The sequence below is a fragment of the Rhodanobacter sp. UC4438_H5 genome, from assembly GCF_052978405.1.
In genome coordinates this window covers 2,275,321-2,301,302 of sequence record NZ_CM129672.1, presented here as the reverse complement: position 1 = coordinate 2,301,302, position 25,982 = coordinate 2,275,321, and the positions used below count along the sequence as shown (strand labels likewise).

The 25,982-nt window shown below is 69.2% G+C and carries 19 protein-coding genes and 1 riboswitch; of the genes, 8 read left to right on the top strand and 11 right to left on the bottom strand.

Annotation, left to right across the window (positions count from 1 at the left end):
- Positions 1–20: 20 nt before the first annotated feature.
- Genes ACVCL9_RS10830 through dgcA form a run of 3 tightly spaced genes read right to left on the bottom strand, consistent with a single transcriptional unit; the run spans position 21 to position 3,608 of the window.
- Positions 21–1,073, bottom strand: a complete 1,053-nt coding sequence (locus ACVCL9_RS10830; RefSeq protein ID WP_447098124.1) for a DUF1611 domain-containing protein — start codon at positions 1,071–1,073, stop codon at positions 21–23.
- Between the two features lies 1 nt (position 1,074).
- Positions 1,075–2,589: an N-acyl-D-amino-acid deacylase family protein gene (locus ACVCL9_RS10825; protein WP_447098125.1), complete on the bottom strand. Its 1,515-nt coding sequence runs from the start codon at positions 2,587–2,589 to the stop codon at positions 1,075–1,077.
- A gap of 29 nt (positions 2,590–2,618) precedes the next feature.
- Positions 2,619–3,608: an N-acetyl-D-Glu racemase DgcA gene (gene dgcA, locus ACVCL9_RS10820; RefSeq protein WP_447098126.1), complete on the bottom strand. Its 990-nt coding sequence runs from the start codon at positions 3,606–3,608 to the stop codon at positions 2,619–2,621.
- A gap of 50 nt (positions 3,609–3,658) precedes the next feature.
- On the opposite strand from dgcA, the gene ACVCL9_RS10815 reads away from it, so the two are divergent.
- Positions 3,659–5,119, top strand: a complete 1,461-nt coding sequence (locus ACVCL9_RS10815; RefSeq protein ID WP_395120134.1) for an APC family permease — start codon at positions 3,659–3,661, stop codon at positions 5,117–5,119.
- Positions 5,120–5,182: 63 nt separating this feature from the next.
- Here the strand turns inward: ACVCL9_RS10815 and ACVCL9_RS10810 are convergent, their stop codons facing one another.
- A complete protein-coding gene (locus ACVCL9_RS10810) occupies positions 5,183–6,103 on the bottom strand; it encodes a MurR/RpiR family transcriptional regulator (RefSeq protein ID WP_447098127.1) in 921 nt (306 codons plus the stop codon).
- A gap of 164 nt (positions 6,104–6,267) precedes the next feature.
- On the bottom strand, positions 6,268–7,707 hold the full coding sequence (gene ahcY, locus ACVCL9_RS10805) for an adenosylhomocysteinase (protein WP_447098128.1): 1,440 nt from the start codon (positions 7,705–7,707) through the stop codon (positions 6,268–6,270).
- A gap of 81 nt (positions 7,708–7,788) precedes the next feature.
- Positions 7,789–7,892, bottom strand: a riboswitch (S-adenosyl-L-homocysteine riboswitch).
- Positions 7,893–8,002: 110 nt separating this feature from the next.
- On the opposite strand from ahcY, the gene ppc reads away from it, so the two are divergent.
- A complete protein-coding gene (ppc, locus tag ACVCL9_RS10800) occupies positions 8,003–10,708 on the top strand; it encodes a phosphoenolpyruvate carboxylase (RefSeq protein WP_447098129.1) in 2,706 nt (901 codons plus the stop codon).
- A gap of 47 nt (positions 10,709–10,755) precedes the next feature.
- Here the strand turns inward: ppc and ACVCL9_RS10795 are convergent, their stop codons facing one another.
- Positions 10,756–10,944: a hypothetical protein gene (locus tag ACVCL9_RS10795; protein ID WP_447098130.1), complete on the bottom strand. Its 189-nt coding sequence runs from the start codon at positions 10,942–10,944 to the stop codon at positions 10,756–10,758.
- Here ACVCL9_RS10795 and ACVCL9_RS10790 point away from each other — a divergent pair.
- From ACVCL9_RS10790 to ACVCL9_RS10765, 6 genes are all read left to right on the top strand, one after another.
- Positions 10,943–12,190 carry an efflux RND transporter periplasmic adaptor subunit gene (locus ACVCL9_RS10790; RefSeq protein WP_447098131.1) on the top strand — a complete coding sequence of 416 codons (1,248 nt, stop codon included), beginning with the start codon at positions 10,943–10,945 and terminating at the stop codon, positions 12,188–12,190. The genes ACVCL9_RS10795 and ACVCL9_RS10790 overlap by 2 nt on opposite strands.
- Before the next feature lie 115 nt (positions 12,191–12,305).
- On the top strand, positions 12,306–13,070 hold the full coding sequence (locus tag ACVCL9_RS10785; protein ID WP_395120129.1) for an ABC transporter ATP-binding protein: 765 nt from the start codon (positions 12,306–12,308) through the stop codon (positions 13,068–13,070).
- A complete protein-coding gene (locus ACVCL9_RS10780; RefSeq protein WP_447098132.1) occupies positions 13,067–15,508 on the top strand; it encodes an ADOP family duplicated permease in 2,442 nt (813 codons plus the stop codon). Before ACVCL9_RS10785 ends, ACVCL9_RS10780 begins: the two co-directional genes overlap by 4 nt.
- 2 nt (positions 15,509–15,510) lie before the next feature.
- On the top strand, positions 15,511–17,931 hold the full coding sequence (locus tag ACVCL9_RS10775; RefSeq protein ID WP_447098133.1) for an ADOP family duplicated permease: 2,421 nt from the start codon (positions 15,511–15,513) through the stop codon (positions 17,929–17,931).
- A gap of 105 nt (positions 17,932–18,036) precedes the next feature.
- Positions 18,037–19,434, top strand: a complete 1,398-nt coding sequence (locus ACVCL9_RS10770) for a sigma-54-dependent transcriptional regulator (protein ID WP_447098134.1) — start codon at positions 18,037–18,039, stop codon at positions 19,432–19,434.
- On the top strand, positions 19,424–20,776 hold the full coding sequence (locus ACVCL9_RS10765; protein WP_447098135.1) for a sensor histidine kinase: 1,353 nt from the start codon (positions 19,424–19,426) through the stop codon (positions 20,774–20,776). The genes ACVCL9_RS10770 and ACVCL9_RS10765 overlap by 11 nt, the downstream gene beginning before the upstream one ends.
- 86 nt (positions 20,777–20,862) lie before the next feature.
- On the opposite strand, the gene ACVCL9_RS10760 is transcribed toward ACVCL9_RS10765, so the two are convergent.
- From ACVCL9_RS10760 to metK, 5 genes are all read right to left on the bottom strand, one after another.
- Complete coding sequence (locus ACVCL9_RS10760) at positions 20,863–21,138, bottom strand: GIY-YIG nuclease family protein (RefSeq protein ID WP_447098136.1); 276 nt, start codon at positions 21,136–21,138, stop codon at positions 20,863–20,865.
- Positions 21,139–21,142: 4 nt separating this feature from the next.
- The gene (locus ACVCL9_RS10755) at positions 21,143–21,772 is read right to left on the bottom strand and encodes a glutathione S-transferase family protein (protein ID WP_447098137.1); all 630 of its coding nucleotides are present in this window, start codon (positions 21,770–21,772) and stop codon (positions 21,143–21,145) included.
- A gap of 132 nt (positions 21,773–21,904) precedes the next feature.
- Complete coding sequence (locus ACVCL9_RS10750) at positions 21,905–23,767, bottom strand: ATP-binding cassette domain-containing protein (protein WP_395120121.1); 1,863 nt, start codon at positions 23,765–23,767, stop codon at positions 21,905–21,907.
- 55 nt (positions 23,768–23,822) lie between these two features.
- A complete protein-coding gene (locus ACVCL9_RS10745; protein ID WP_447099570.1) occupies positions 23,823–24,362 on the bottom strand; it encodes a hypothetical protein in 540 nt (179 codons plus the stop codon).
- Between the two features lie 289 nt (positions 24,363–24,651).
- The gene (gene metK / locus ACVCL9_RS10740; RefSeq protein WP_447098139.1) at positions 24,652–25,848 is read right to left on the bottom strand and encodes a methionine adenosyltransferase; all 1,197 of its coding nucleotides are present in this window, start codon (positions 25,846–25,848) and stop codon (positions 24,652–24,654) included.
- Between the last annotated feature and the right edge of the window lie 134 nt (positions 25,849–25,982).

Here is a 25,982-nt window from a genome sequence, read left to right as displayed (position 1 = left end):
CATGGCCGGAGTCTTGCGTTTCATGGGTGATCCCCCGGGGTGTGTGGACTTGCCTGCGGGAGATCGGGCGCTTCCGCGAGCAGCGCTTCGACGACCGCGTCGGCACCGGTCGCGATCGGGTCGAAGACGACCAGGCCGGTTTCCGCGTGCGCGCGGGCGAACGCGTCCGCGCGTTGGCTTTCGCTCATGCCGTGCGTGTTGAGCGCGACGGCGATGCAGCGTGCGGCGCGGTTGGTCAGGCGCGCGGCCTGTTCGTTGGCGGCGATGCAGGCGGTGAGCGTCGGCAGCGGATAGTCCGGATAACCGTCGATGTGCGTGCGTCGCGGGTCGTGGCACAGCACGAGTGCGTCCGGCTGCGAGCCGTGCAGCAGGGCGAGGCTGACGCCGGCATAGGCCGGGTGGAACAGCGAGCCCTGGCCTTCGATCACGTCCCAGTGCCCGGGCTCGTTGTCGGGCGACAGCGCTTCGGCCGCACCGGCGGCGAAATCGGCGACGACCGCGTCGATCGCGACGCCGGCGCCGGCGATGAGGATGCCGGTCTGCCCGGTCGCGCGAAAATCGGCGGCCATGCCGCGTCGCGCGAAGGCGCGGTGAATGGCCAGCGCGGCGTACTTCTTGCCCACCGCGCAATCGACGCCGACCATCAGCATCCGGCGGCCGCTGCGCTTGCGGCCGGAGCCGACGTCGAAATGCGTGTCGGCGTGGCGCACGTCGAACAGCCGCACGCCGGCCAGGCGCGCGGCCGCGGCGATCCGCGGATTCTCGCCGAGGCGTGCATGCATGCCGCTGGCAATGTCGAGGCCGGCGTGGATCGCGGCCAGCAGGGTGTCGATCCACGCCTCGTCGAGCGCGCCGCCGAAGGTGGCCACGCCGATCACCAGCGTGCGCACACCGGCGCGGGCGGCGGCGGCCGGCGTCATGTCAGGCAGGCCGAGGTCGACCGTGTCGGCGTCGAGCCGGCATTGCCCGGCGCACAGCTCCGGGCGCCAGTCGAGAATGCCGCTGGCCGTCTTGGCGTCGAGGCGGTGCGGGGTGTTGCCGAGGAAGAGCAGGTACGGGGCGGCGATCTGCATGTCAGCGTGCCTCCTGGCGGCGCAACACCTGGCCCGGACGGGCGCCGGTCGCCTTGCCGTCGGCGAGGACCGCGATGCCGTTGACCCACACGCGCGCGATGCCGACCGACAGCTCGTGCGGCTTCTCGTAGGTGGCGCGGTCGGCCACCGTGCGCGGATCGAACAGGACGAGGTCGGCCGCCGCGCCGACGCGGATCTGGCCGCGGTCGCGCAGGCCCATGTGCTGCGCTGCCAGTCCGGTCATCTTGTGCACGGCCTGCTCGAGCGTCAGCATCTTCTGCTCGCGCACGTACATGCGCAGCACGCGCGGGAACGTGCCGTAGCCGCGCGGGTGCAGGCCGTCGAGGCTGCCGTCGGAACAGATGTTCGCCTGCGGCCAGGCGATGAACTTCGCGATGTCGCGCTCGTCCATGCTGCGGCTGATGACCTGCGCGGTGCTGTGGGCCGCTTCCGATTCGCGGATCAGGGCCATCACCGTATCCGCGTCGTCGGTGCCGCGCAGGCGCGCGATATCGGCCACGCTCTTGCCGACCAGGTCCGGTTCGGGCTTGAACTGCGACAGGCGCAGGCCGTCGGCCGGGGAGAGGTGCTTGAGCACGAATTCGGCGGTCGCGCGGTTGCCGAAGTCGCGCTCGGGCCACAGCACGATCAACTCGCTGTGCCAGCTGTCGTAGGGATAGATGTCGAGCGTCGCGTCGACGCCTTCGGCGCGCGCCTTGTCGAGCAGGCCCAGGAAGCGGTCGGCCTGGCCCCACCAGTCGGTCATCGCCAGCTTGGCGTGGCTGACCTGCACCGGGATCTTCGCCTCGCGGCCGATCGTCAGCAGTTCGTCGAGCGCGTCCCAGACCTTGCGGTCCTCGCTGCGCATGTGGCTGATGTAGCGGCCACCGTAGGGCGCGACGGCGTCGGCGAGCGCGAGCACCTCGGCGCGCGTGGAGTAGAGGCCCGAGTCGTACTCGAGGCCGGTCGACAGGCCGAGCGCGCCGGCCTTCATGTCGGCGGCGAGCAGTTGGCGCATCGCCTGCACCTGCGCTGGTGTCGCCGCATGGCTGGCGTCGGCGCCCATCACCTCCTCGCGCAGCGAGTTGTGGCCCGCGTACGAGGCGATGTTGATCGCCGCCGGCCTGGCGCCATAGCGGCGGAACAGGTCGGCGATCGGCTCCTGCGAGAAGCCGTCCTGGCCGACGACGATCGTGGTGACGCCCTGGCTGGTCACCGGCAGCGCGTCGAGCTGGCTGTCGAGGCCGCGGTCGTGGTGGCTGTGCGTGTCGATGAACCCCGGCGCGAGCACCAGCCCGCGGGCGTCGACCACCTGTTCGCCGCGCTGCGCTGCGAGTTCGCCGATGGCGGCGATGCGGCCGTCGGCGACGCGCACGTCGACGTGCTGCGCCGCGGCGCCGGTGCCGTCGACGACGACGGCATGGCGCACGATGAAGTCGGCCGCCGCTGCACGGCCGGCTGGCAACACGACCAGCGGTGCGACCAGCAGCAGCGAGATCAGTGTTCGGCTCGTCATGGAATCGGTTCTCCTGGAAAACATGCGGTTCAGCCCCACAGCGCCGCGCTGGGCGGCGAGACGAGGCCACGCTGGTAGTGCAGGCCCGGGTCGCGGTCGCGGCCGATGAGGAGCGGGCCGTCGAGATCGACGAAGCGTGCGGCACCGGCGACGAGCGTCGCCGGCGCCATGCCGAGCGACGTCCCCTCCATGCAGCCCACCATCAACCCGAAGCCGAGCTGGCGCGCGCGGGCGGTCATGCGCAGCGCCTCGGTCAGGCCACCGGTCTTGTCCAGCTTCACGTTGACCAGGTCGTAGCGGCCGCGCAGCGCGTCGAGGTCGGCGCCGACGTGCGCCGACTCGTCGGCGCAGACCGGCACGCGGCGTTCGATCCGCGCCAGCGCGTCGTCCTTGCCCACGGGCAGCGGCTGCTCGACCATCGCGACATGCGCGGCCTGCAACGCCGGCATGACGCTATCGAGCAGCAGCGGGTCCCAGGATTCATTCGCGTCGATGACCAGGGTCGCCGCCGGAGCGGCGTCGCGCACGGCCGCGACGCGGGCGACGATGTCGTGCGCATCGAGCTTCAGCTTGATCAGGGCGCCGTCGCCGTCGGTGGCGACGATCGCGCGCGCCTTGTCCGCCTGCTGCGCCGCTTCGCCCACGCTGATGGTCTGTGCGGTGCGCACCTGGCCCGGGGCGGGGACTCCGATCAGCTCCCAGACACGCTGCTTCGCCAGTTTCGCGCGCAGATCCCAGAACGCACAGTCGACCGCGTTGCGCGCGGCGCCGGCCGGCACGCGATCGTGGATGCGGTCCCATGACTCGCCGCGGGCGAGGCGGGCGAGCAGTTCGCGCACGGTCTTCATCACCCCGTCCACGCTCTCGCCGTAGAACGCCGTGGGCGTGCATTCGCCGCGGCCGACGGCACCATCGCACGACAGCGTTGCCACGATGACGTCGGCATGCAGGTAGGTCTCGTGCGCGATGACGAATGGCGCGGCGAGCTCCCAGCGTTCGTGGCGAACCTCGGTCTGCATGCAAATCGGCCTCTGGACGAGTATGCACAATTTATATCATAGTAACTCTCATGAAAGAAAACTTGCAATCGGCGAATGATGACGAACCCGGGCTGGCGCGCACGCTCGGCCCGCTCCAGTTGACGATGATCGGTGTCGGCTGCGTCATCGGCGCCGGCATCTTCGTCATGACCGGCACCGCGGCGGCGACCCATGCCGGCCCGGCGGTGGTGCTGTCGTTCGTGGTGGCGGCGATCGCCTGCGGATTCACCGCGTTCTGCTATGCCGAGCTTGCCGGCACGATGCCGTTGTCCGGTTCGAGCTATTCGTATGCGTTGCTCACGTTTGGCCGCTTCACCGCGTGGTGCGCCGGCTGGCTGCTGCTGCTCGAGTACGGCATTGCCGCGGCGACGGTCGCGGTCGGCTTCGCCGGCTACGCGGTGGCGTTGCTCGACCAGTTCGGTCTACACCTGCCGGCGTCGATCACCACGCCGATGCTCGACTTCCGCACCGACGGCGGCAGCAACCGCCTGCAGTTCGGCGGCGGCATCAACCTTGTCGCCGCCGGCGCGATCCTGGTGGTGACGGCTGTCCTGTTGCGCGGGATGAAGCAGTCGTTCGCGTTCAACACGGCCATCGTGCTGCTCAAGATTGCCGCGCTGGTCGCCTTCGTGCTGGTCGGCATCGCCTTCATCGACCCGGCCAACCTCACGCCGTTCGTGCCGCCGGCGCGGGGCGATTTCGAGTTCGGCTGGCCCGGCGTGCTGCGCGGCGCCTCGGCGATCTTCTTCGCCTACGTCGGCTTCGAGACCGTGTCCACCAGCGCAGCCGAGGCGCGCAACCCCCAGCGCGACCTGCCGATCGGCATCTTCATGACGCTGGCGGTCTGCACGGTGCTGTACATGGCCGTTGCCGCGGTGATGACCGGCATCGTGCCCTATGCCCGGCTCGGCGTCGCCGACCCGATCGCCGTCGCCGTCGACGCGATGCAGCTGCCGATGTTCGGCATCGCAGTCAAGTCCGCCGCGGTGATCGGCCTGCTTTCGGTGCTGCTGACGTCAATCTACGGCCAGACCCGCATTTTCTACGCGATGGCGCGCGATCGCATGCTGCCGCCGGTGTTCGCGCGGATCGACGGCAGGACGCGCACGCCGCAGGTCGGCACCATCTATACCGGCGTGGCCATGGCGTTGCTCGCGGCGTGCCTGCCGATCAGCCTGCTCGGTGACCTGATCAGCCTCGGCACGGCGGTCGCGTTCGCGATCGTTTGTGCGGCGGTCATGCGCCTGCGCGTGGTCGAGCCCGATCGGCCGCGATCGTTCCGGGTGCCGCTGGGCGGCATCCGCGTGCGTGGCTGGTGGATCGGCATCATTCCGGCACTCGGCATCGCCTTCGCCGCGCTGATGGGCCTGCCGCTGCTGATCGACATGGTGCTGCGCGCCACGCGCGGCGACGTGCTGCCGCTGGCGATCGTCGGCGGCTATTTCGCGGCCGGCCTGGTCATCTACGTGGTCTACGTGCGGTCGCGCTGAACGGGAGCGGCGCTCCTGGTTCCGCAGAAGCGCGGGGCCTCGGCCCGACGGTGCGCTGCGTGCTCAAGGCTCGATGTCGCCGCCCTTCTTGCGCTGCCCGCGCGCGGGTTTCCCGACGTGGCCGACGAATTCCTGGTAGAGGTCGGAGACGTGGGCCAGGCGTTGCTCCACGCGTTCGCCGAGCGCGAGAACCACGCCGTTGACCAGCAGCGCCAGCGCCGCGTGGATCGGAACGGTGGTGCCCCAGAAAATCCCGCTTTCCGTCGGCAATGCCAGGATGTGCGGCGTGTATTCGCTGGCCCAGTGGCAATACTTGTCGGTGATCATCACCAGCGGCAGCCCGCGTTGCCGGCAATGACGGGCGAGCAGCTGTGCCTGGCGCGAGTAGCGGCGCGTCTCCACGATCACGACGCAATCCTTGTCGGTGCCGTCAAGCAGCACCTCCGAGAAGCTTCCGGTAGCCAGGTCGGCCACCCGCACCCGCGGGCGCACGTATTGCAGGAAACTGGCGAAGTGGGCCGCAAGCCCGCGCTCGGTCTGGAATCCCACGATGTGCAGGGTCGAGCAGTGCGCCAGGTGCGCGACGATATCCTGCCATTCGCGCGTTTCCGCGCGGCGGTAGACCTCGATGATGCCGGCGATGGTCAGGTCCAGGTCGCGTTGCAGCGCCGGTTCGCCGCTGCCGGTCTGCAGCATCGAGCGCAGGCCTTCGCCGATCGGCCATGGCGCGACGGCCACGTCGAACTTGAAAGCCGACTTCAGCTCGCGGAAGTTCCGGTAGCCGAGGCGACGGCAGAACCGGCCCACCGTCGCGGCGCTGATGGCGAGCTTGGCGGCGAGCGAGTTGGCGGTCTCGAACGGCACCGCCTGCCGGTTGGTGAGCAGGAAGTTCGCGATCACCCGTTCGGACGCGGTCATCCGGTCCATTTCACTGCGAAGCTGGCTGAACAATCGCCGGTCGGCGCTGCTTGGCTTTGGCGACATCGACGCCGTCTCCCGTGGGTTCGACCGTGTTGGATCGGTACGAAAGTATGATCCGGCGCGGCGCTGGCCGCACGGTGCACGCTGCCCAGTGGTGAGCCGGTGATGGCAGAACGGGCGCCTTGCGCGCCCGTTCTGCTGCGACCGACCGATGATCCGCTGGCGGCTCAGTAGCGGTAGTGGTCCGGCTTGTACGGGCCTTCCACCGGCACGCCGAGGTAGCCGGCCTGCTCCTTCGTCAGCGTGGTCAGCTTCACGCCGATCTTCTCCAGGTGCAGGCGGGCGACTTCCTCGTCCAGCTTCTTCGGCAGGATGTAGACCTTCGCCTCGTACTTGTCCTTGTTCGCCCACAGGTCGATCTGCGCCAGGGTCTGGTTGGAGAACGAGTTGGACATCACGAAGCTCGGGTGGCCGGTGGCGCAGCCGAGATTCACCAGGCGGCCTTCGGCCAGCAGGAAGATCGCGCGGCCGTCCGGGAACACGTACTTGTCCACCTGCGGCTTGATGTTGAGCTTCTCGACGCCGGCCATCGCGTTCAGCGCATCGACCTGGATCTCGTTGTCGAAGTGGCCGATGTTGCAGACGATCGCCTGGTCCTTCATCGACTTCAGGTGCTCCAGCGTCAGCACGTCCTTGTTGCCGGTGGTGGTGACATAGATGTCGCCGCGGCCCAGGGTGGATTCGACCGTGTTGACCTCGAAGCCTTCCATCGCCGCCTGCAGCGCGTTGATCGGGTCGATCTCGGTGACGACGACGCGCGAGCCGTAGGCACGCAGCGAATGCGCGCAGCCCTTGCCCACATCGCCGTAGCCGCAGACCACGGCCACCTTGCCGGCCAGCATCACGTCCATCGCGCGCTTCAGGCCGTCGGCCAGCGACTCGCGGCAGCCGTACAGGTTGTCGAACTTGCTCTTGGTGACCGAGTCGTTGACGTTGATCGCCGGCACCAGCAGCGACTTCGCCTCGGCCAGCTGGTACAGCCGGTGCACGCCGGTGGTGGTCTCCTCGGAGACGCCCTTCCAGTCCTTCACCACGGTGTGCCAGTAGCCGGGGCGCTCGGCATGCACGCGCTTGAGCAGGTTCTTGATCACCTGCTCCTCGTGCGAGGAGGCCTTCTCGTCCACCCACTTCGAGCCGTTCTCCAGCTCGTAGCCCTTGTGGATCAGCAGCGTCACGTCACCGCCGTCATCGACCACCAACTGGGGCCCAAGGAAACCGCCCTTGCCGTCGGGGAAGGACAGCGCGTCGAGCGTGCAGTCCCAGTATTCCTCCAGCGTCTCGCCCTTCCAGGCGAACACCGGCGTGCCGCTGGCGGCGATCGCGGCGGCGGCGTGGTCCTGGGTCGAGAAGATGTTGCACGAAGCCCAGCGCACGTCGGCGCCGATGTCCTTCAGCGTCTCGATCAGCACCGCGGTCTGGATCGTCATGTGCAGCGAGCCGGTCACGCGCACGCCCTTGAGCGGCAACGTGGCGGCGTGCTTCTTGCGGATCGACATCAGGCCCGGCATCTCGTGCTCGGCGATGTCCAGCTCCTTGCGGCCGAAATCGGCCAGCGAGATGTCGCGGATCTTGTAGTCCTGATGGTTTTCTTTGAGTGCGGCGTTCATGAGTATCTCCGGTTAGTGCGGGGCTCTTGCGAAGGGTCCGGCCATGGCTGGCCGGTCTTTTCGCGAAGGGACTCGCGTACAGACAACCGGGCGCCGTTGTGGAACGTGCCGCGCCGAGCCTGGCCGATGCGTGGGGCTGCAGATGGATCTGCCTCACGCCAACGGTCGCAGCGCCCCTCGGCGGGCAGTGCAGCTTGCCATTGTAGCGGCAGACATAAGCTTATGCCCGCCGGCGTGGTGCCGCGGCCGCGCCGATTCGGTAGGCTGGGCGCTTGGCCGCAACGTGGAGCACGGCGTGGAGACAGATCGCGAGCCCGAATTCCTGCCGCACGACGGCCCGCTGCGCGAAGACGTGGGCCGGCTGGGTGCGATGGTCGGCCGGATGCTGGCCGAGCAGGGCGGCGAGGCGTTCTTCGAGCGGGTCGAACAGGTGCGCATCGCCGCGATCCGGCGGCGCGCCGAGGGCGCCTCGACCGACGAGCTGGCGCATTCGCTGGCCGGCCTGGAGCCCGACCGTGCCGAGGCGCTGGCGCGGGCGTTCGCCACCTATTTTCACGCGGTCAACACCGCCGAGCGGGTGCACCGCATCCGGCGCCGCCGCGACTACCAGCGCGAAAGCGACCAGGTGCAGCCCGAATCGCTGCTCGATGCGCTGGGCCAGCTGAAGGCGCAGGGCGTGGATGCGGCCGAATTGCTGGGCTGGCTCGATCGCCTGTGGATCGAGCCGGTGTTCACCGCGCATCCTACCGAGGCGGTGCGGCGCTCGCTGCTGGAGAAGGAGCAGGCGATCGTGCGCTCGCTGGTCGACGGCTTCGATCCCGCGCGCACGCCGCAGGAACGCGCCGCGGACGACGAGCGCATCTACATGGCCCTGTCCGCCGGCTGGCAGACCGCCGAGGCCTCGCCGATCCGGCCCACCGTGCAGGACGAGCACCACCATGTCGGCTTCTACCTGGCCAACCCGCTGTACCGGGTGGTGCCGGCGCTGTACGAGGCGCTGGCCGAAGCTCTGCAGGCGGTCTACGGCGTGGCGGTGGAGCTGCCGCGCCTGCTGGGTTTCGCCACCTGGGTCGGCGGCGACATGGACGGCAATCCCAACGTCGGTGCCGACACCATCGCGGCCAGTCTCGCCACGCAGCGCACGCACGTGATCGAGCACTACGTGGCGGATGTGGCCAACCTCGCGCGCCTGCTCAGCCAGACCGACAGCCGGGTGCAGGTGGCGCCGGCGTTGCGGCAGCGGCTGGCCGAGTATCGCGAGCGCTTCCCGCGGGCCGCCGAGCGCATCCGCCCGCGCCACGCCGACATGCCGTATCGCTGCCTGCTCACCTTGATCGGCGCGCGGCTGGAAGCCAGCCTGCACGACGATGACGCCGACGGCTATGCCTCGGCCGCCGACCTGCAGGCCGACCTGCAGCTGATCGTCGACAGCCTGATCGCCCATCGCGGCCTGCACGCCGGCGCCTACGCGGTGCAGCGGCTGGCCCAGCGCGTGCGCACCTTCGGCCTGCACCTGGCGCGGCTCGACGTGCGCCAGGATTCGCGCGTGCACGACGACGCGCTGGCCGCGCTGCTGGCCGACGAGGGCTGGGCCGCGCGGCCGGCCGCCGACCGCACGCGCCAGTTGCGCGACTATGCCAGCGGCGATGCACGCTTCGCGATCAGCCATGCCGAGGTGGTCACCACGCTGTACGACGTGTTCGCCACCCTGGGCGACACCCGCCGGCGTTACGGCAGCGAGGCGGTGGGGCTGTACATCATCAGCATGGCGCGCAGCGCGGCCGACGTGCTGGCGGTGCTGGCACTGGCGCGCTACGGCGGGCTGGTGCAGGACGACAACGTGCCGCTCAACATCGCGCCGCTGTTCGAGACGGTGGACGATCTGAAGAACGCGCCGGCCACCTTGCGGGCACTGCTCGATGACCCGGTCTATCGCCGCCACCTCGCCGCGCGCGGCGACCAGCAATGGGTGATGCTGGGCTACTCGGACAGCGGCAAGGACGGCGGCACGCTGGCCTCGCGCTGGGGTTTGCAACGCGCGCAGGAGGAGCTGCTGGAAGTGGCGCGTGCGGCGGGGATCGGGTTGGCGTTCTTCCACGGCCGCGGCGGCTCGGCCAGCCGCGGCGGCGTGCGCATCGCGCCGGCGCTGATGTCCTCGCCGCGCGGATCGGTGGCCGGCGTGCTGCGGGTGACCGAGCAGGGCGAGGTGATCCACCGCAAGTACGGCATCCGCGCGCTGGCGCTGCGCAACCTGGAACAGACCGTCAGCGCCGTGCTGCGCGCCTCGCTTCGCCCGCGCGCCGACGATCCGCGCGAAGAGCGATGGCGCGCGCGGATGAACGTGTTGTCGGCAGCCAGCCGCGAGACTTACCGCGCCTTCGTCGAACACGCGCACTTCGTCGAGTACTTCCGCAGCGCCACGCCGATCGACGTGATCGAGCGCATGACCCTCGGCTCGCGCCCGGCCAGTCGCCGCAGCATGCGCGGCGTGCAGGACCTGCGCGCGATCCCGTGGGTGTTCGCGTGGACCCAGTGCCGCTCGATCCTGCCCGGCTGGTACGGCCTCGGCAGTGCGCTGGGCCACGGCGTGCGCGAGTTCGGCGAGGAGGCGATGGCCGAGATGGCCAGCGACTGGCCGTTCTTCAGCAACATGCTGGACGACGTGGAAATGGTGCTGGCCAAGTGCGACCTCGACATCGCCGAGGCGTTCTCGCGCCTGTCCGGGCCGCTGCACGAGGAAATGTTCGGCCTGGTCCGCGGCGAGTTCGAGCGCACCCGCCGCGTGCTGCTGCAGTTGAACGGGCACCGCACCCTGCTGCAGGACGCCCCGCGGCTGGCCGCCTCGATCCGTCTGCGCAACCCGTACGTGGATCCGATGAGCCTGCTGCAGGTCGACCTGCTGCGGCGCTGGCGCGAGAGCGACCGCGAGGACGACGCGCTGCTGCAGGCCCTGGTCGCCTGCGTCAACGGCGTGGCGCAGGGGCTGCAGAACACCGGCTGACTCGCCCGTTGCCTCACCTGTAGGGCGGGCACTGCCCGCCGCTCCTGCTACGCGTCGTCCGGGAGAAAAACGGCGGGCAGTGCCCGCCGTACCGCGCCGAACAGGCCCTGCACGTACGACTTCGGACAGGGGTGTCCGCTGGCGAACGACGAGAGTGCCTGGCGGGCGACGAAATCGCTTGTCCGGAGGGCCTTCGCGCCCTGGCACGGGGCTTGCTCCAGCAGGCGCATGGACATGGCCAACCCCACCCTGAAACTGCGCAAGCGCCGCCGGCTCCGCCTGCTCGCGGCCGCAGCCGTCGTGCTCGTCGCGATGCTGGTGACGGTGCTGCTGCGCCTGGGACCGGCGTTGCCGCGGGCCGATCGTGCCAGCCTGTGGATCGACACCGTGCAGCGCGGCGACATGCTGCAGGAGATCCGCGCCACCGGCACCCTGGTGCCGCGCACTTCGCGCTGGCTGGCGGCGGCCACCGCCGCCCAGGTGGACCGGATCCTGGCGTGGCCGGGCACGGTGGTGCAGCCGGACACCGTGCTGATGACGCTGTCCAACCCCGAAGTGCAGGACAGCCTGCGCAACGCCCAGGCCCAGGTGGCGGCGGCACGTGCCGACGTGGCCGCCCGGCGCGCCGAGCTGCAATCGCAGTTGCTCGACCACCGCGCCACCCAGGCGCAGGCACAGGCCGACTACGCCTCGGCCAAGGTCAAGGCCGACGCTGATGCCAAGGCCGTGGCCCGGCACCTGATTCCCGAGGTGCGCTACGAACAGGAGCAGATCGCCCTGGCCCAGCTGAAGAACCGCATGCAGGTCGAACAGCAGCGCGTGCACGCCTTCGGCGCCAGCATGCAGGCGCAGCTGGACGCGGTGCAGGCGAAACTGCTGCAGCAGCAGAGCAACCTGCAACTGCGCCAGCGCCAGGCCGATGCGCTCCAGGTGCGCGCCGGCATCGCCGGCGTGCTGCAGGAAGTGGCTGTGCAGGAAGGCGCCCAGGTCGCCACCGGTGCCAACCTGGCACGGGTGGCGCGCACCGACGTGCTGATCGCACGATTGCAGGTGCCCGAGGTGCAGGCCAAGGATGTATTGATGGGCATGGCGGTGAACGTGGATACCCACGACGGCGTGATCGCCGGCAAGGTCGAACGCATCGATCCGGCCGTGCGCGACGGCAGCGTGCGGGTGGATGTCACGCTCGCCGGCGCGCTGCCGCCGGGTGCGCGGCCCGATCTTTCCGTCGACGGCCGCATCCGCATCGCCGAACTGCACGACGTGCTGTCGGTAGGGCGTCCCGCGCTGGCTGCCGCCGGCAGCGACCTCAGCCTGTTTCGGCTGGAACCCGACGGCGACACGGCCACCCGCGTACCGGTACGCATCGGCAGCGCCTCGGTCGATCGCGTGCAGGTGTTGCGTGGATTGAAAACCGGCGACAAGGTCATCCTGTCCGATACCAGCCAGTGGGACAAATATGACCGCCTGCGCCTGCGCTAACTGGGGTTGGAAGTGAGTGAAGAGGAGTGTGGCGTGAGAGAAAAGCCCGCACCCTCATGCTCCTCACTCACTTCTCTCCACTCACTCCTCACTCCTCATGTCTCTCGGTATCGTCATGAACCAGTCAACTAGCGTCATCACCCTCGACAGCATCCGCAAGGTATTCCAGACCGACGAGGTGGAAACCCATGCACTCGCTGACGTGCATCTGTCCATCGCGCGCGGCGAGTACGTCTCCATCTCCGGGCCGTCCGGCTGCGGCAAGACCACCCTGCTGTCGATCCTCGGCCTGCTCGACACCGCCAGCGCCGGCCGCTACGTGCTGAACGGGCATGACGTCGCGGCACTGAACGCGGCCGAGCGCGCGCGCATCCGCAACGCCGAGATCGGCTTCATCTTCCAGGCGTTCAACCTGATCGGCGACCTGAGCGTGCAGGAGAACGTCGAACTGCCGCTGACCTACCGCAACGGCATCGGCGCCGCCGAACGGCGCGAGCGCGTGCAGGAAGCACTCGAGCGCGTCGGCATGGCGCATCGCATGCGGCATTACCCGGCGCAGTTGTCCGGCGGCCAGCAACAGCGCGTGGCGGTGGCCCGCGCGCTGGTCGGCCGGCCGGCGATCCTGCTCGCCGACGAGCCCACCGGCAACCTCGACTCGCGCAATGGCGAGGCGGTGATGGCCCTGCTCGACGAACTGCACAAGGGCGGCGCTACCCTCTGCATGGTCACCCACGACGCGCGCTACGCGGAACTCGCCCAGCGCAAGATCCGCCTGTTCGACGGCCGCGTGGTCGACGAGGAAACCTACGAGCGCCTGCGCCACGAGGACGAGCAGCGGTTGGACGCGCTGATCGGCCAGCGCGTGGAAGTCGGCGCGTGAACGTCTGGCTTGCCGAGATCTGGCGCGCGTGGCGCGCCAGCCTGCGCCGGCCCGGCTTCCTGTTGCTGGCTGCCGGCGTGCTGGCGCTCGGCGTCGGCGCCAGCGTGGCGGTAACCACGCTGATTCAGAACAGCTTGTGGCGACCCCTGCCGGTACCGCAGCCGTCGCGACTGGTGGTGCTGGGCCAGATCCGCGACACCAGTCAGGTGGGCGGCATCTCGCCGCACGAATACCAGTACCTGGACAAGCTCGACGGCGTGGCCTCGCTGGGGTTGTGGTGGCCGGGTTCGATGGTGAATGTCGCCGGCGTGAGTGTGCCGGCGCAGGTTCCGCTGATCCGCATGGACAAGGGATTGCTGCCCACGCTGGATCTGCAGCCGGTGCTGGGGCGCAACTTCGATGCGCAGGAGGATCATCCGCACGGCCCGCCCGTGGTGATGCTCGGCTACGGCTTCTGGCTGCGCAGTTACGGCGGCGACCGCAGCGTGATCGGCCGCAGCCTGCAGGTGGAAGGCGTGCCGCACACCATCGTGGGTGTGCTGCCGGCGGCCTTCAACACCGTGCTTGGGTCGGGCGACGTGGTGCTGCCGACGGCGGTGCCGGTGGGCAGCCGCGATTACAGCCACAACGGCACTCTGGCGCTTGCACGGCTGGCACCCGGTGCCGACATCGCCGCCGTGTCGGCGCAGGCCGATGCGCGCGAGCGCACCATGTACCGCGACATGGGCATGGGCGGCAACTGGAAGAAGCCGCGCTTCGGCGCCCTGCATCTGGCGTCCGTCATGCGGCAGGACGCGCGGCCGATGCTGCTGCTGTTCATGACCAGCGCGGTGCTGGTGCTGCTGATTGCGCTGGTGAACCTCGCCAACCTGATGCTGCTGCGTGCGTTGTCGCGCAACCACGACGCCGCGGTGCGCGGCGCGCTGGGCGCACCGCTGTTGCGGCTGATACTGCCGGCCTTGGGCGAGGGCCTGCTGGTCGGTGGCGCTGGCGCGCTGGCGGGCATGGCGCTGGGGACGACTGGCCTGGCCTTGCTGCAAGGCTTCATTCCCGCCGAGTGGTTGTGGGGCGGTCGCCTGCATGTCCGTGCTTCGGCGTGGCTGCTGGCGTTCGCCGTGGGCATGCTCGGCGCGCTGCTGGCGGCGGGGCTCGCGTTGTGGCGCAGCCGCAGCGCGACGACGGTGGACGAATTGCGCGAGGGCGGCCGTAGCGGCATCGGTCTGCGCGGCGGGCGGCTGGGCCGCGTACTGGTAGTGGCGCAGGTGGCGTTGGCGACGGTGCTGCTGTGCGCGGCTGGCGTGTTCATGCATGGGCTTTATGACGCCTCGCGGATGCATCTTGGCTTTGCCGACAGCAATGTGCTCACCTTCGACCTGGCGCCGGTGCGGGCCGATTACCCGGATGTCGCCTCGGTGTGGGGCCTGTCGCGGCGGCTGGTGCAGCGGCTGCGCGTGATCCCGGGCGTCGCCGACGCCGTGGTGACCACGAACCTGCCTGCCAGCAACGGCATGATGGGTCAGCTGCAAACCACCCTGCACACCCCGGATGGGCGGGAGTTCGCGTCCCAGTACCACGGTATCGGGGACGACTTTTTCCGCTTGTTCTCCATCCCGTTACTCAAGGGGAGGGACTTCTCGCGTGACGACACGACAGGAGGCGAGCAGGTGGCCATCGTCAGCCAGGATCTGGCTGACAGGTTCTACGGCGGTCATGCGGTGGGCAAGCGGATCGAGATGACAGGCGTTGACGGCAAGCTTGTTTCGCTGCACATCGTCGGCGTAGTGGGCGCCACCTATCAGAAGGGGCCGTTGCAGCCCATGCAACCGGTGCTGTACGTGCCATTGGCGCAGGTACCCGATCCGGTGATGGCATTGGTCCGTCACCTGGAGCCGCTGCGCTTCGCGTTGCGCGGCCACGGCAACCCGATGGACTGGCAGGACGGCGTGCGCGCGGCGCTGGCCGAGATCGCGCCCGAGCAGCCGATCGCCAACTTGCGCACGATGCGGAACGTCGTGCAGCAGACCACCGCGAGCGCACGGCTCAGCCTGTGGCTGATCGGCTTGTTCGCCACGCTCGCGCTGCTGCTCGCCGCGGCGGGGCTGTACGCCGTGGTGGCGGTGGCGGTGGCCACGCGCGAACGAGAGTTCGGCGTGCGCATGGCGCTGGGTGCCAGACCTTCGCGACTGCTGGAGCTGGTGCTGCGCGGCGGCTTGCTGCAGATTGCGGCGGGGCTGGCGCTGGGCATGGCCGGGGCGTGGCTGGCGGCACGTGCGGCATCGCAGGTGCTGATGGGATTGATTGGCCGCGCCGGTGCGCTGGACCCGCTGGTGATGGCCGGTGTGAGCGTGGTGCTTGCGTTCGCCGGCTTGCTGGCCTGCCTGTTGCCGGCGCTGCGAGCGGCACGCGTGGCGCCGATGCGTGCCTTGAGGGGAGAGTGACGATGATCGTGCGCGAACTTCGCGAGGCCTGGCGACGGCTGGCGCGGCGGCCCGGCTATGCGCTGCTCTCGGTGGCGGTGCTGGGCGTGGGGCTGGGGGTGACGCTGTTCCTGTTCAGCCTGGTCAACACGCTGATCCTCGAACCGTTGCCGGTACCGCATCCCGAACGCCTCATGGCGCTGGGCGAACCGTCGCACAGCGGCAACGGCATCGGCAGCCTCGACAGCGACCAGTACCTGGCCCTGCGCGACGGCCTGCGCAGCGCCGACGAGGTGGGTGCCTACGTCCCCATTGGCGCGGGCGTGGAGGAAAACGGCGGCGCGACGTACTACCCGGGCAGTCGCGTGACCGCCTCGATGATGCCGCTGCTGGGCGTCACGCCGCTGCTGGGGCGCGGCCTGCTGCCGTCGGACGAGGCGCCCGGCGCCGCGGACGTGGTGTTGCTGGGCGAGAACCTGTGGCGGCGTGGTTTCAAGGCCGATCCGCACATCGCCGGCCGCGAGGTGCGGATCAATGGCGAGTGGGCCACCGTGGTGGGCGTGCTGCCGGCAAGGGCGGCGCGCATGCCGGTCAGCGGCAGCGAGGTCTGGCTGCCGCTGAAGCTGCCGCCCGGGCAGCACCGCGATGTGTGGGGCGTGGTTCGCCTGGCGGCCAACCACCAACTGGCGCAGGCGCGCGCGGAGCTGGACACGTGGGCGGCGCGCCTGCAGGCCGCGCTGCCAGCGGGGAAGCACACCCGTGGCGTCACGCTCAAACCGTGGAAGTTCAGCTTTGTGCCGGAGGACATGCGCCAGTGGGTATGGCTGATGTTCGGCGCCGCCGCGCTGGTGCTGCTGCTGGCCTGCGTCAACGTGGCCAACCTCCAGCTGGTGCAGACCCTGCAGCGGCGTCACGAGCTGGCGCTGCGCGGCGCCCTGGGCGGCAGTCGGATGCGACTGGTATCCGCGGCGCTGACGGAGAGCCTGCTGCTGAGCCTGGCCGCGCTGGCGGTGACGCTGCCGATCGTGCACTGGGGAAACCGCTGGATCGTCTCGGTGTACTTCAACGATGCGTCGGGCGCCGCGCCCTTCCATCATTTCGGCCTCGACGGCCGGGTGCTCGTGGCGGCTTTCGTGGCCGCCGTGCTGAGCACCGCGCTGGCAGGCGTGATCCCCGCCTGGCGCGCCGCGCGCGCCGACCTGCAGGACGTGCTGCGCGACGGCGGCAAGGGTTCGGGTGCCGGCTTCGCCCGCGTGGCCCGGGTCATGGTGATGGCGGAAGTCGCGCTGACCGTGGTGCTGCTGGTGGGGGCGGGCACCTTCGTGCGCGCGGTGGGCAGCGTGCTGTCGCAGCCGGTGGCCGGTGCGGCGCATGCGACGCAGGTGCTCACCGCCGATGTGATGCTGCCGGCGGCCAGCTATACCGACGATGCGCGGCGCATCCGCTTTTTCGACGCGGTGGGCGAACACCTGCGCCAGGGTGCGGGCGTGGTCGACGCCACCGGATCGGATACCGTGCCCGGCGCGGTGCTGGGCAGCCACGAGGACGTCTCGCTGCCGGGCCACCCGCAGCCCGCGGAGGGCTGGCCGCGCGCGCAGATGGGTATCGTCGGTCCGCATTTCCTCGGGACCTACGGCGTTCACCTGCGGGCAGGCCGCTTCTTCGACACGCGCGACCGTGCGCACAGCGCACCGGTGGCCGTGGTCGACGCGAAGATGGCGACCGCGATGTGGCCGCACGACAACGCCGTGGGCCGCAAGCTGGTGTTGTGGCCCGGCCGTCCGTTTGCCGCCACGCTGACCGTGATCGGCGTGATCGAGCCGTTGCAGCTGGATGGCGTGCTGGAAAAGCCGCGACCGGGCCTGCTGCTGCCGCTGGACCAGTCGGCCGGCCAGTTGCCGCTGCATGCCGTGGGCCTGGCGGTGCGCGCGCACGTCGCCGGCGGCGTTTCCGCGCAGCAACTGGCCGATGCCGTGCACGCGGTCGAGCCGCAGGCGGCGGTGTACGGCGTGCGAAGCCAGGCCGCCGCGATGGCCGAGGCGCGGGCGGGATTGACCGTGCTCAGTACCGTGTTCGGCGCGCTGGGGCTGGTCGCGCTGTTGCTGGCCGGCGCGGGACTGTATGGCGTGCTGGCGTTCTCGGTGGCCCAGCGTACCCGCGAGATCGGCATCCGCCGTGCCATCGGTGCGGGCAGCCGCGCGATCGTGCGCGAGGTCGGGCGGCAATTGCTGTGGCAGCTCGGGCTGGGGCTGGGCATCGGCCTGCTGCTGGCATGGCCGTGGTCGGCGCTGCTGGCCGATCCCGGGCTGCACACGCAGGCGCACGATCCGCGGGTGTTCGCCCCGGTCCTGTTGACCGTGTTGCTGGTGGCGCTGATCGCTTCGCTGGTGCCGCTGTTGCGCGCGCTGCGCGTCGACCCCGCGATCGCGCTGCGCTACGAGTGACGCGATGCTTCTTGCAGTAGTCCGCTCGCGAGCCATGCGCTTGATCTTTCGATCGCCCGCCAAAAGCATCGCCCGCGAGCGGGCTCCTACCCTATGCTGGAAGACATGACACGCGAAACCCATCCCCTCGTGCTGCTGGTCGACGACCAGGCCGACGTGCGCGAGGCGCTGCGCCTGCTGCTGAAGTCCGAGGGCATCGCCAGCGTCGGCGTCGACGGCCCGACGGCGGCGCGGGAGGCGGTGCGCCAGCGCGAGTTCAGCTGCGCGCTGATCGACCTCAACTACACCCGCGACACGACCTCGGGCGAGGAGGGCCTGGCCCTCCTCGATGCGTTGCGCCAGCACGCGCCGGAGTTGCCGGTGGTGGTGATGACCGCGTGGGGCAACGTGCCGCTGGCGGTGGATGCATTGCGCCGCGGTGCCGGCGATTTCATCGAGAAACCGTGGGACAACACCCGTGCGCTCAGCATCGTGCGCACGCAGATTGCATTGGGCGAAGGTGCGCGACGGCAGCGTCGGCTGGAAGCGGAGAACGCATTGTTGCGCGGCGGCGGCGAGGCGCTGATCGCCGAGTCGCCGGCGATGCGGCGGGTGATGGAGCTGGTGGCCCGGGTCGCTCCCAGCGACGCCAATGTGCTGGTGCTGGGTGAAAACGGTACCGGCAAGGGCGTGATCGCCCAGGCTTTGCATGCGCAGTCGCGTCGCGCGGCGAAAGCGCTGGTCAAGGTCAACATGGGCGGCATCGCCGAGAACGTGTTCGAGTCGGACATGTTCGGCCACGTGCGCGGCGCGTACACCGACGCGAAGAGCGAGCGCATCGGCCGCTTCGAACTGGCCGACGGCGGCACGCTGTTCCTTGACGAGGTGGGCAACGTGCCGGCGTCGCAGCAGCCGAAGTTGCTGCGCGTGCTGGAGGATGGCGAGTTCGAGCGGCTTGGTTCCTCGCGCACGCAAAGCGTGGACGTGCGGCTGGTCTCGGCGACCAATGCCGATCTCGCCGTCGAAGTGGAGGCAGGTCGCTTCCGCAAGGACCTGCTGTACCGATTGAATACGCTGGAAATTCGACTGCCGCCATTGCGCGAACGCAGCGCCGACATCCTGCCGCTGGCGCGCAGCTTCCTGGAGCGCAGCGCGACGCGTTACGGTCGCAGCGGTTTGCGGCTGGCGCCGTCGGCCGAGCGTGCGCTGCTGGCGTGGCGCTGGCCGGGCAATGTGCGCGAGCTGGGTCATTTGATGGAGCGCGCCGCGCTGCTGGCCGAGCACGACCTGGTCAGCGACTCGGCGCTGGCATTCGGTCCCGGCTCGGCGAGGGCGGACTCCGCGCAAGGCATCGACGGCATGACCATCGACCAGGCCGAGGCGCATCTGGTACGAAGCGCGCTGGAACGCCACGACGGCAACCTGCAGCATGCCGCCGACGCGCTCGGCATCACCCGCCAGACCTTGTACCGGCGCATGGAAAAGTACGGGCTGCGCGATCCCTCGTCCGACGATGCCGACTGATTCCTCCCGCCGCCGCGGCCGCCTGCCCGCGTTCGAGCGGCGCGTGCTGCTGGGCAACTGGCTGGTGGCGCTGCCGGCCCTGCTCGGCGTGGCCGTGTTGTTGCTGGCCGGCGTGCCCGGGCGTGCGTTGTGCTGGTTGCTGGTCTTTGTGGTCGTGGTGGCCACCGCGTCGATCGCGCGCTGGCAGCACCGGCGCGTGGTGTATCCGCTGTACACCCTGGCCGGCTTGTTGGAAGCGCTGCGCGAGGGCGACTACAGCATGCGCGGCGTGCGGGGTGGCGTGCTCGGCGACGCGATCTACGACATCAACGCACTGGCCGATCGGCTGCAGAAGGAGCGCCTGCAGTTCGAGGATTCCGCGCGCCTGCTCGGCAAGACGTTGGCTGCGCTGGACAGCGCCGTGCTGGTGTTCGACCACGACGCGCGGCTGCGGCTGCTCAATCCGGCCGCGCAGCGCCTGCTCGCCGGCGAGCGGCACGCGCTGATCGGCTGCCGCGCCGATGAGCTGGCACTCGACGCGCTGCTGGCCGCGCCGTCGGCACAGGTGGTGCGGCACACATTCCCCGGCCGCAGCGGCCGCTTCGACATCCGCCATTCGCCGTTGCGCAACGAAGGCCGCAGCGGCCAGTTGCTGGTAATCAATGATGTTGGCCGGGTGTTGCGCGAGGAAGAACGCCAAGCCTGGCAACGCCTGCTGCGCGTGCTCGGCCACGAGGTCAACAACTCGCTGGCCTCGATCAGCTCGCTGGCCGGCACACTGGCCACCCTGATCGCGCGCGAACCGCTGGCCGAGGACTGGCGCGACGACGCACGCGGCGGCCTGCAGGTGATCGGCAACCGCGCCGAATCGCTGGCGCGTTTCCTGGCCGGCTACAGCCGGCTCGCCGCGTTGCCGCCGCCGCAGAAGCGCGAGCTGGACCTGGCCGTGCTGGTGCCGGCGGTGGCGCGGCTGGAACAACGCATGATCGTGACCGTGGAGCAGGGCGCGCCGCTGCCGGTGCAGGCTGATCCCGACCAGCTCGAACAGGCGCTGATCAACCTGCTGCGCAACGCCGTTGAAGCAAGCCTGTCCACCGGTGGCGCCGTGTTGATGCGCTGGCGCAGCGAGGGTGGGCGCGCGCTGATCGACATTCTCGACGACGGTCCGGGTTTGCCCGGCAGCGACAACCTGTTCGTGCCGTTCTTCACCACCAAGCCCGGCGGCTCCGGCATCGGCCTGGCCTTGGTGCGGCAGATCGCCGAAGCGCACGAAGGTGGCGTCAGCCTCACCGCCCGCGATGGCGCAGGCGCCATCGCGCAACTGTGGCTACCCAACCGTCCGCTGTCGCAGGAGGCCCACTAGCTGGCGATGCCTCGGGGCGGGATGACCAAAAGTGTGGAGGGTAGTGACCGCCGGCTCCGGCAAAGTGCGGCGGGCAGTGCCCGCCCCTACGGATCGAGGCTCGCCTGCAGCGCTGCGATGCGCTGGGCGCGCGGCAGCTTCTTCCATGCCATTTCCAGTCGCAATGCATCGCCGTGGTCGGTGACCCAGACCCAGCCCAGCAATCGCTTCGGCGGGTTGGACCGGGTGAAGCGGGCGCCCTTGCCGGCGAGATGTTTCGCGTAGCGTTGTTCGGGGTCGCGGGCGATGCCGGTGTAGACGCGGCCGTCGGCGCATTCGAGCAGGTAGACGGCCCAGGCGTCCGTGCCGGGGGTGTCGCTCATGGACTCAGGCCCACTCGATCAGGCCCTCGGCATCGCAGACCTGTTTCCACGACGGCCGTGCCTTCAGGCGCGTGGCCAGTGCGGCCAGCTGCGGCCATTCGGTGGCGGGCTTGGGCATGTTGCGCGACCAGCGCATCAGCATCAGGGCGTAGAGGTCGACCATGCTGAAGCGGTCGCCGAGCATGTACGGGCCATGCGCGGCGAGATGGGCGTCGATCTTCGTCCAGCATTTTTCGATGCCGGCGCGGGCGGCCTGCTTGATCGTGTCGGCACCGTCGGCCAGGTGTTCGCCGGGGTAGAACCACTGGCGGAACAGTGGCTGCAGGTTGTTGGCGAAGTACAGCATCCATTGCAGGTAGTCGGCGCGCTGCGCGCTGCCGGGGACGGGCGCCAGTGCCGCCTCGGGATGCCTCTCGGCCAGCAGCAAGGCAAGCGCTGCCGCCTCGCCGTGCGGTTGGCCGTCGACCAGCAGGGTGGGCACCACGCCATTCGGGTTGATCGCCAGGTACGCGGCGCTGCGCTGTTCGCCCTTGTCGAGATCGATGCGCTTGAGCTCGTGCGGGGCACCGATTTCGAGCAGGGCGAGGTGCACCAGCAGGTTGGCCGAACCCGGGGCGTAGTAGAGCGTGTACATGCGTGGCAGTCCGTGGGAAAGATCCCCGAATGATACGCCGGGAGGAAGGGCGAGAAGTGAGTGGAGAGGCGTGAGAAACGAGAGAAAGCACATGAGCGGGAGGTCTCTGCTCTGCGCTCACTCCTGCTTCGCTCAGCCATCCAATTCCGACCAGCGCGCGTAGACTGCATCCAGTTCGGCCTGCAACTTCACCAGCGCCTCGTTCGCCTTGACGATGGCCGCGCTGTCCTGCTGGAAGAAGGCCGGCTCGTTCATCGCGGCGGTGCGCGCGGCGATATCGCCTTCCAGTTGCTCGATGCGCTTTGGCAGTTGCTCCAGCTCGTGCTGTTCCTTGAAGCTGCGTTTGCGCTTTGCCGCCACGGGCGCCGCAGGTGTCGGAGCCGGCGCGGCGGCCTTGCCGGTGGCCGGGGTGCTGCGCGCGGTGGGCCGCTGGCGCAGCCAGTCGCTGTAGCCGCCCACGTATTCGCCGATGCGGCCTTCCCCTTCCAGCACCAGGGTGCTGGAGACCACGTTGTCGAGGAAGGCGCGGTCGTGCGAGACCAGCAGCAGGGTGCCCTGGTAGTCGGTCAGCAGTTCTTCCAGCAGCTCCAGCGTCTCGACGTCGAGGTCGTTGGTCGGTTCATCCATGACCAGCAGATTCGACGGCTGCGCGAACAGCTTGGCCAGCAGCAGGCGGTTGCGCTCGCCGCCGGAGAGGCGGGTGATCGGCGCGCGGGCGCGCTCGGGCGAGAACAGGAAATCCTGCAGGTAGCCGATGATGTGCTTGCGCTGGCCGTTGAGCTCGATGAACTCGCGGCCCTCGGCCACGTTGTCGAGCGCATTGAGCTTGTCGTTGAGCTGCAGCCGGTGCTGGTCGAAGTAGGCGATTTCGATATTGGTGCCCAGCTCGGCGGTACCGCGCAGCGGGGTGAGTTCGCCCAGCATGATCTTCAGCAGGGTGCTCTTGCCGGCGCCGTTGGGGCCGATGATGCCGATGCGGTCGCCGCGCATCACGGTGGTCGTGAGGTCGTCGATCAGCACGCGACCGTCGTAGGCCTGGTGCACGTGCCTGAGCTCGATCACCTTCTTGCCCGAAGCCTGCGCGCTGGCCGCCGTCATCTTCACGTTGCCACCCAGCTCGCGGCGTTGCGCACGTTCCGCACGCAGCGCCTTCAGCGCGCGCACGCGGCCTTCGTTGCGGGTGCGCCGGGCCTTGATGCCCTGGCGGATCCACACTTCCTCCTGCGCCAGCTTCTTGTCGAACAGAGCGTTCGCCTGCGCCTCGGCGTGCAGGCGTTCCTCGCGTCGGCGCAGGTAGTTGTCGTAGTCGCCCGGCCAGTCGGTGAGCGCGCCGCGGTCGATCTCGACGATGCGCGTCGCCAGCGCGCGCAGGAAGCTGCGGTCGTGGGTGACGAACAGGATGCTGCCGGCGAACTGCTTGAGGAAGGTTTCCAGCCAGCCGATCGCCTCGATGTCGAGATGGTTGGTCGGTTCGTCCAGCAGCAGCACGTCGGGCTTGCGCACCAGCGCTTGGGCCAGCAGCACGCGGCGCTTCATGCCGCCGGACAGCGCGGCGAAGTCGGTCTCGCCGGGCAGTTCCAGCTGGGTCAGCACGTCGCTGACGCGGCGGTCCAGGTCCCAGCCGTGCTGCGCCTCGATCTGGTGCTGCACGTCGCCGAGCGCGTCGAAGTCGCCTTCGGCCAGCAGGTGGTGGTAGCGCGCCAGCAGCCGACCGAGATCGCCCAGCCCTTCGGCGACCACGTCGAACACGCTGCCGGCCGTGCCCTGCGGCACTTCCTGCGCCATCCGCGCTACCACCACGCCGTTCTGGATGCGCACCTCGCCGTCGTCGGCGTGCAGCTCGCCGGCGATCAGCTTCATCAGGGTGGATTTGCCTTCGCCGTTGCGACCGACGATGCAGACACGCTCGTTCGCCTCGATCGACAGATCGACGTGTTCGAGCAGGAGCGGGCCGCCGATGCTGAAGTCGACGCGTTGCAATTGGATAAGGGACATTCGCCCATTGTACTTGGCAGCGACGTTGCGGCGTGACCGGCGGCGCCCGAGCCGGCTATTGGACGTGCGGGCAAGCCCGGTCGGGAATGCGCGAGTCGCAAACCTTGACCGTGGCGAAGTACCGGGCCCAGCGCACGGTCTGCTCCGTGGTCGGCTCGGCATGCACCGCGTGCTGCACGACATAACTGCTGTCGTTGCCGTTGATCATCTTGAACCAGGTGGTTTCCGGCGGCTTCTTCCGGTCGAAGTACGAGCAGGTCTGCAGCCAGAACGCGAACTTGTAGCCGTTCTCGGTGCCACTGGCGATCGGAACCGTGTCGGCCATGTCGCAATCCTTGCGGAAGCTTTGCCCCACGCGCTCGACATAGGCATCGATCGGCAGGTTACCGCCGCCGTAGAGGACGAGCATCGTATGGATCTCGCTCCAGTGATCGAGCGTCTCGCCGCTGGGGATCATCTCGGAGATCGCCACGGAACCCTTTTGATTGTGGTAGGCGGGAACGAAGCCGTCGGGGAGCGACATCAGCAGGTTCTCGCCTTCCATTTGCCCGGTCTGCGCCGCAACGAGCGGGGGTGCCAGCGCCAGCAGAAGCACGGCAGTCAGGGCAAAGGGATGGTGGCGGCGCGGGACTGAAGGCATGCGGCTTCCTTGCGATCTGCATTGGTGGAAAGTTCAGCATGAGTCCGGCGGAACGGGCGTGGAATCGGTGCGGCGCGCGGATGGGCGTAGGGCAATGCTGCCCGCGGCGGCAAAGAAATCAGCGATGATTGCGCTGGCGCGCGTCGTGTCCCGGGACGGTGAGGCGTACGACGGCAAAACGAAACGGGCCGCGCGAGGCGGCCCGTTTTTTTCGGTGCGCGGTGTTCGCGCACAAGATGCGCTCCTACAGCTTCGCGTCCTTGCGCAGCGCCTCGGCGCGGTCGGTCTTTTCCCACGAGAAGGTGGTGTAGGACTTGCCGCTGGCGTCCTTGACCACCTGCGGGGTGCGGCCGAAGTGGCCGTAGCTGGCGGTCTGCTGGTACATCGGGTGGATCAGGTCGAGCATCTGCAGGATGCCGTACGGACGCAGGTCGAAGTGCTTGCGGATCAGCTTCTCGATCTTCTCGTCGCTGATCTTGCCGGTGCCGAAGGTGGTGACCGAGATCGAGGTCGGATGCGCCACGCCGATCGCGTAGCTCACCTGCACCTCGCAGCGGTCGGCGATGCCGGCGGCGACGATGTTCTTGGCGACGTAACGCGCGGCGTAGGCGGCCGAGCGGTCGACCTTGGACGGGTCCTTGCCGGAGAACGCGCCGCCGCCGTGGCGGGCCCAGCCGCCGTAGGTGTCCACGATGATCTTGCGGCCGGTCAGGCCGCAGTCGCCCACCGGGCCGCCGATGACGAACTTGCCGGTCGGGTTGATGTGGATCTTGGTGGCCTTGTGCATCAGCTTGGCAGGCAGCACGGGCTTGAGGATGTGCTCGCGCACGGCCTCGACCAGGTCCTTCTGCTTGACCGACGGGTCATGCTGGGTCGACAGCACCACGGCGTCGATCGCGGTGGCCACGCCGTTCTCGTAGCGCAGGGTGACCTGGCTCTTGGCGTCCGGGCGCAGCCACGGCAGCGGCGAGTTCTTCCGCTTGCGGATCTTCGCCTGCTGCTCGACCAGCCGGTGCGAGTAGTAGATCGCCGCCGGCATGAAATCCTTGGTTTCGTTGGTGGCGTAACCGAACATCAGGCCCTGGTCGCCGGCGCCCTGGTCTTCCGGGTTCTTGCGGTCCACGCCCTGGTTGATGTCCGGCGACTGCTTGCCGATCAGGTTGATCACGCCGCAGGTGGCGCCGTCGAAGCCGACGTCGGACGAGTTGTAGCCGATGTCGAGGATCACCTTGCGGGTGATCGCCTCGAGGTCGATCCAGGCGCCGGTGGTGATTTCGCCGGCGACGATCGCCACGCCGGTCTTGACCATGGTTTCGCAGGCCACGCGGGCGCGCGGGTCGCGCGCGATGATCGCGTCGAGCACGGCGTCGGAGATCTGGTCGGCGACCTTGTCCGGATGGCCTTCGGAGACCGATTCGGAGGTGAACAGGTAGTTGGACATCGCGGTTTATATCCCTTTGTACGGATAGAAAGATAAAAGAGGTCGGGCATGATACATCGACCACTTCGACTTTGCAGCCTCCCCGTCCGCGGGGCGTGGCGGGGGTGGGTTTCCGTTCAGCCGTATGGACGGCC

What these genes read in the sequence shown, in the direction of transcription:
- metK (WP_447098139.1), bottom strand. Translation starts at nt 25,848, where the DNA reads ATGTCCAACTACCTGTTCACCTCCGAATCGGTCTCCGAAGGCCATCCG.
- ACVCL9_RS10750 (WP_395120121.1), bottom strand. Translation starts at nt 23,767, where the DNA reads ATGTCCCTTATCCAATTGCAACGCGTCGACTTCAGCATCGGCGGCCCG.
- ACVCL9_RS10755 (WP_447098137.1), bottom strand. Translation starts at nt 21,772, where the DNA reads ATGTACACGCTCTACTACGCCCCGGGTTCGGCCAACCTGCTGGTGCAC.
- ACVCL9_RS10770 (WP_447098134.1), top strand. Translation starts at nt 18,037, where the DNA reads ATGACACGCGAAACCCATCCCCTCGTGCTGCTGGTCGACGACCAGGCC.
- ACVCL9_RS10790 (WP_447098131.1), top strand. Translation starts at nt 10,943, where the DNA reads ATGGCCAACCCCACCCTGAAACTGCGCAAGCGCCGCCGGCTCCGCCTG.
- ACVCL9_RS10785 (WP_395120129.1), top strand. Translation starts at nt 12,306, where the DNA reads ATGAACCAGTCAACTAGCGTCATCACCCTCGACAGCATCCGCAAGGTA.
- ACVCL9_RS10760 (WP_447098136.1), bottom strand. Translation starts at nt 21,138, where the DNA reads ATGAGCGACACCCCCGGCACGGACGCCTGGGCCGTCTACCTGCTCGAA.
- ACVCL9_RS10825 (WP_447098125.1), bottom strand. Translation starts at nt 2,589, where the DNA reads ATGACGAGCCGAACACTGATCTCGCTGCTGCTGGTCGCACCGCTGGTC.
- ahcY (WP_447098128.1), bottom strand. Translation starts at nt 7,707, where the DNA reads ATGAACGCCGCACTCAAAGAAAACCATCAGGACTACAAGATCCGCGAC.
- ACVCL9_RS10765 (WP_447098135.1), top strand. Translation starts at nt 19,424, where the DNA reads ATGCCGACTGATTCCTCCCGCCGCCGCGGCCGCCTGCCCGCGTTCGAG.
- ACVCL9_RS10795 (WP_447098130.1), bottom strand. Translation starts at nt 10,944, where the DNA reads ATGTCCATGCGCCTGCTGGAGCAAGCCCCGTGCCAGGGCGCGAAGGCC.
- ACVCL9_RS10810 (WP_447098127.1), bottom strand. Translation starts at nt 6,103, where the DNA reads ATGTCGCCAAAGCCAAGCAGCGCCGACCGGCGATTGTTCAGCCAGCTT.
- ACVCL9_RS10830 (WP_447098124.1), bottom strand. Translation starts at nt 1,073, where the DNA reads ATGCAGATCGCCGCCCCGTACCTGCTCTTCCTCGGCAACACCCCGCAC.
- ACVCL9_RS10815 (WP_395120134.1), top strand. Translation starts at nt 3,659, where the DNA reads ATGAAAGAAAACTTGCAATCGGCGAATGATGACGAACCCGGGCTGGCG.
- ACVCL9_RS10775 (WP_447098133.1), top strand. Translation starts at nt 15,511, where the DNA reads ATGATCGTGCGCGAACTTCGCGAGGCCTGGCGACGGCTGGCGCGGCGG.
- dgcA (WP_447098126.1), bottom strand. Translation starts at nt 3,608, where the DNA reads ATGCAGACCGAGGTTCGCCACGAACGCTGGGAGCTCGCCGCGCCATTC.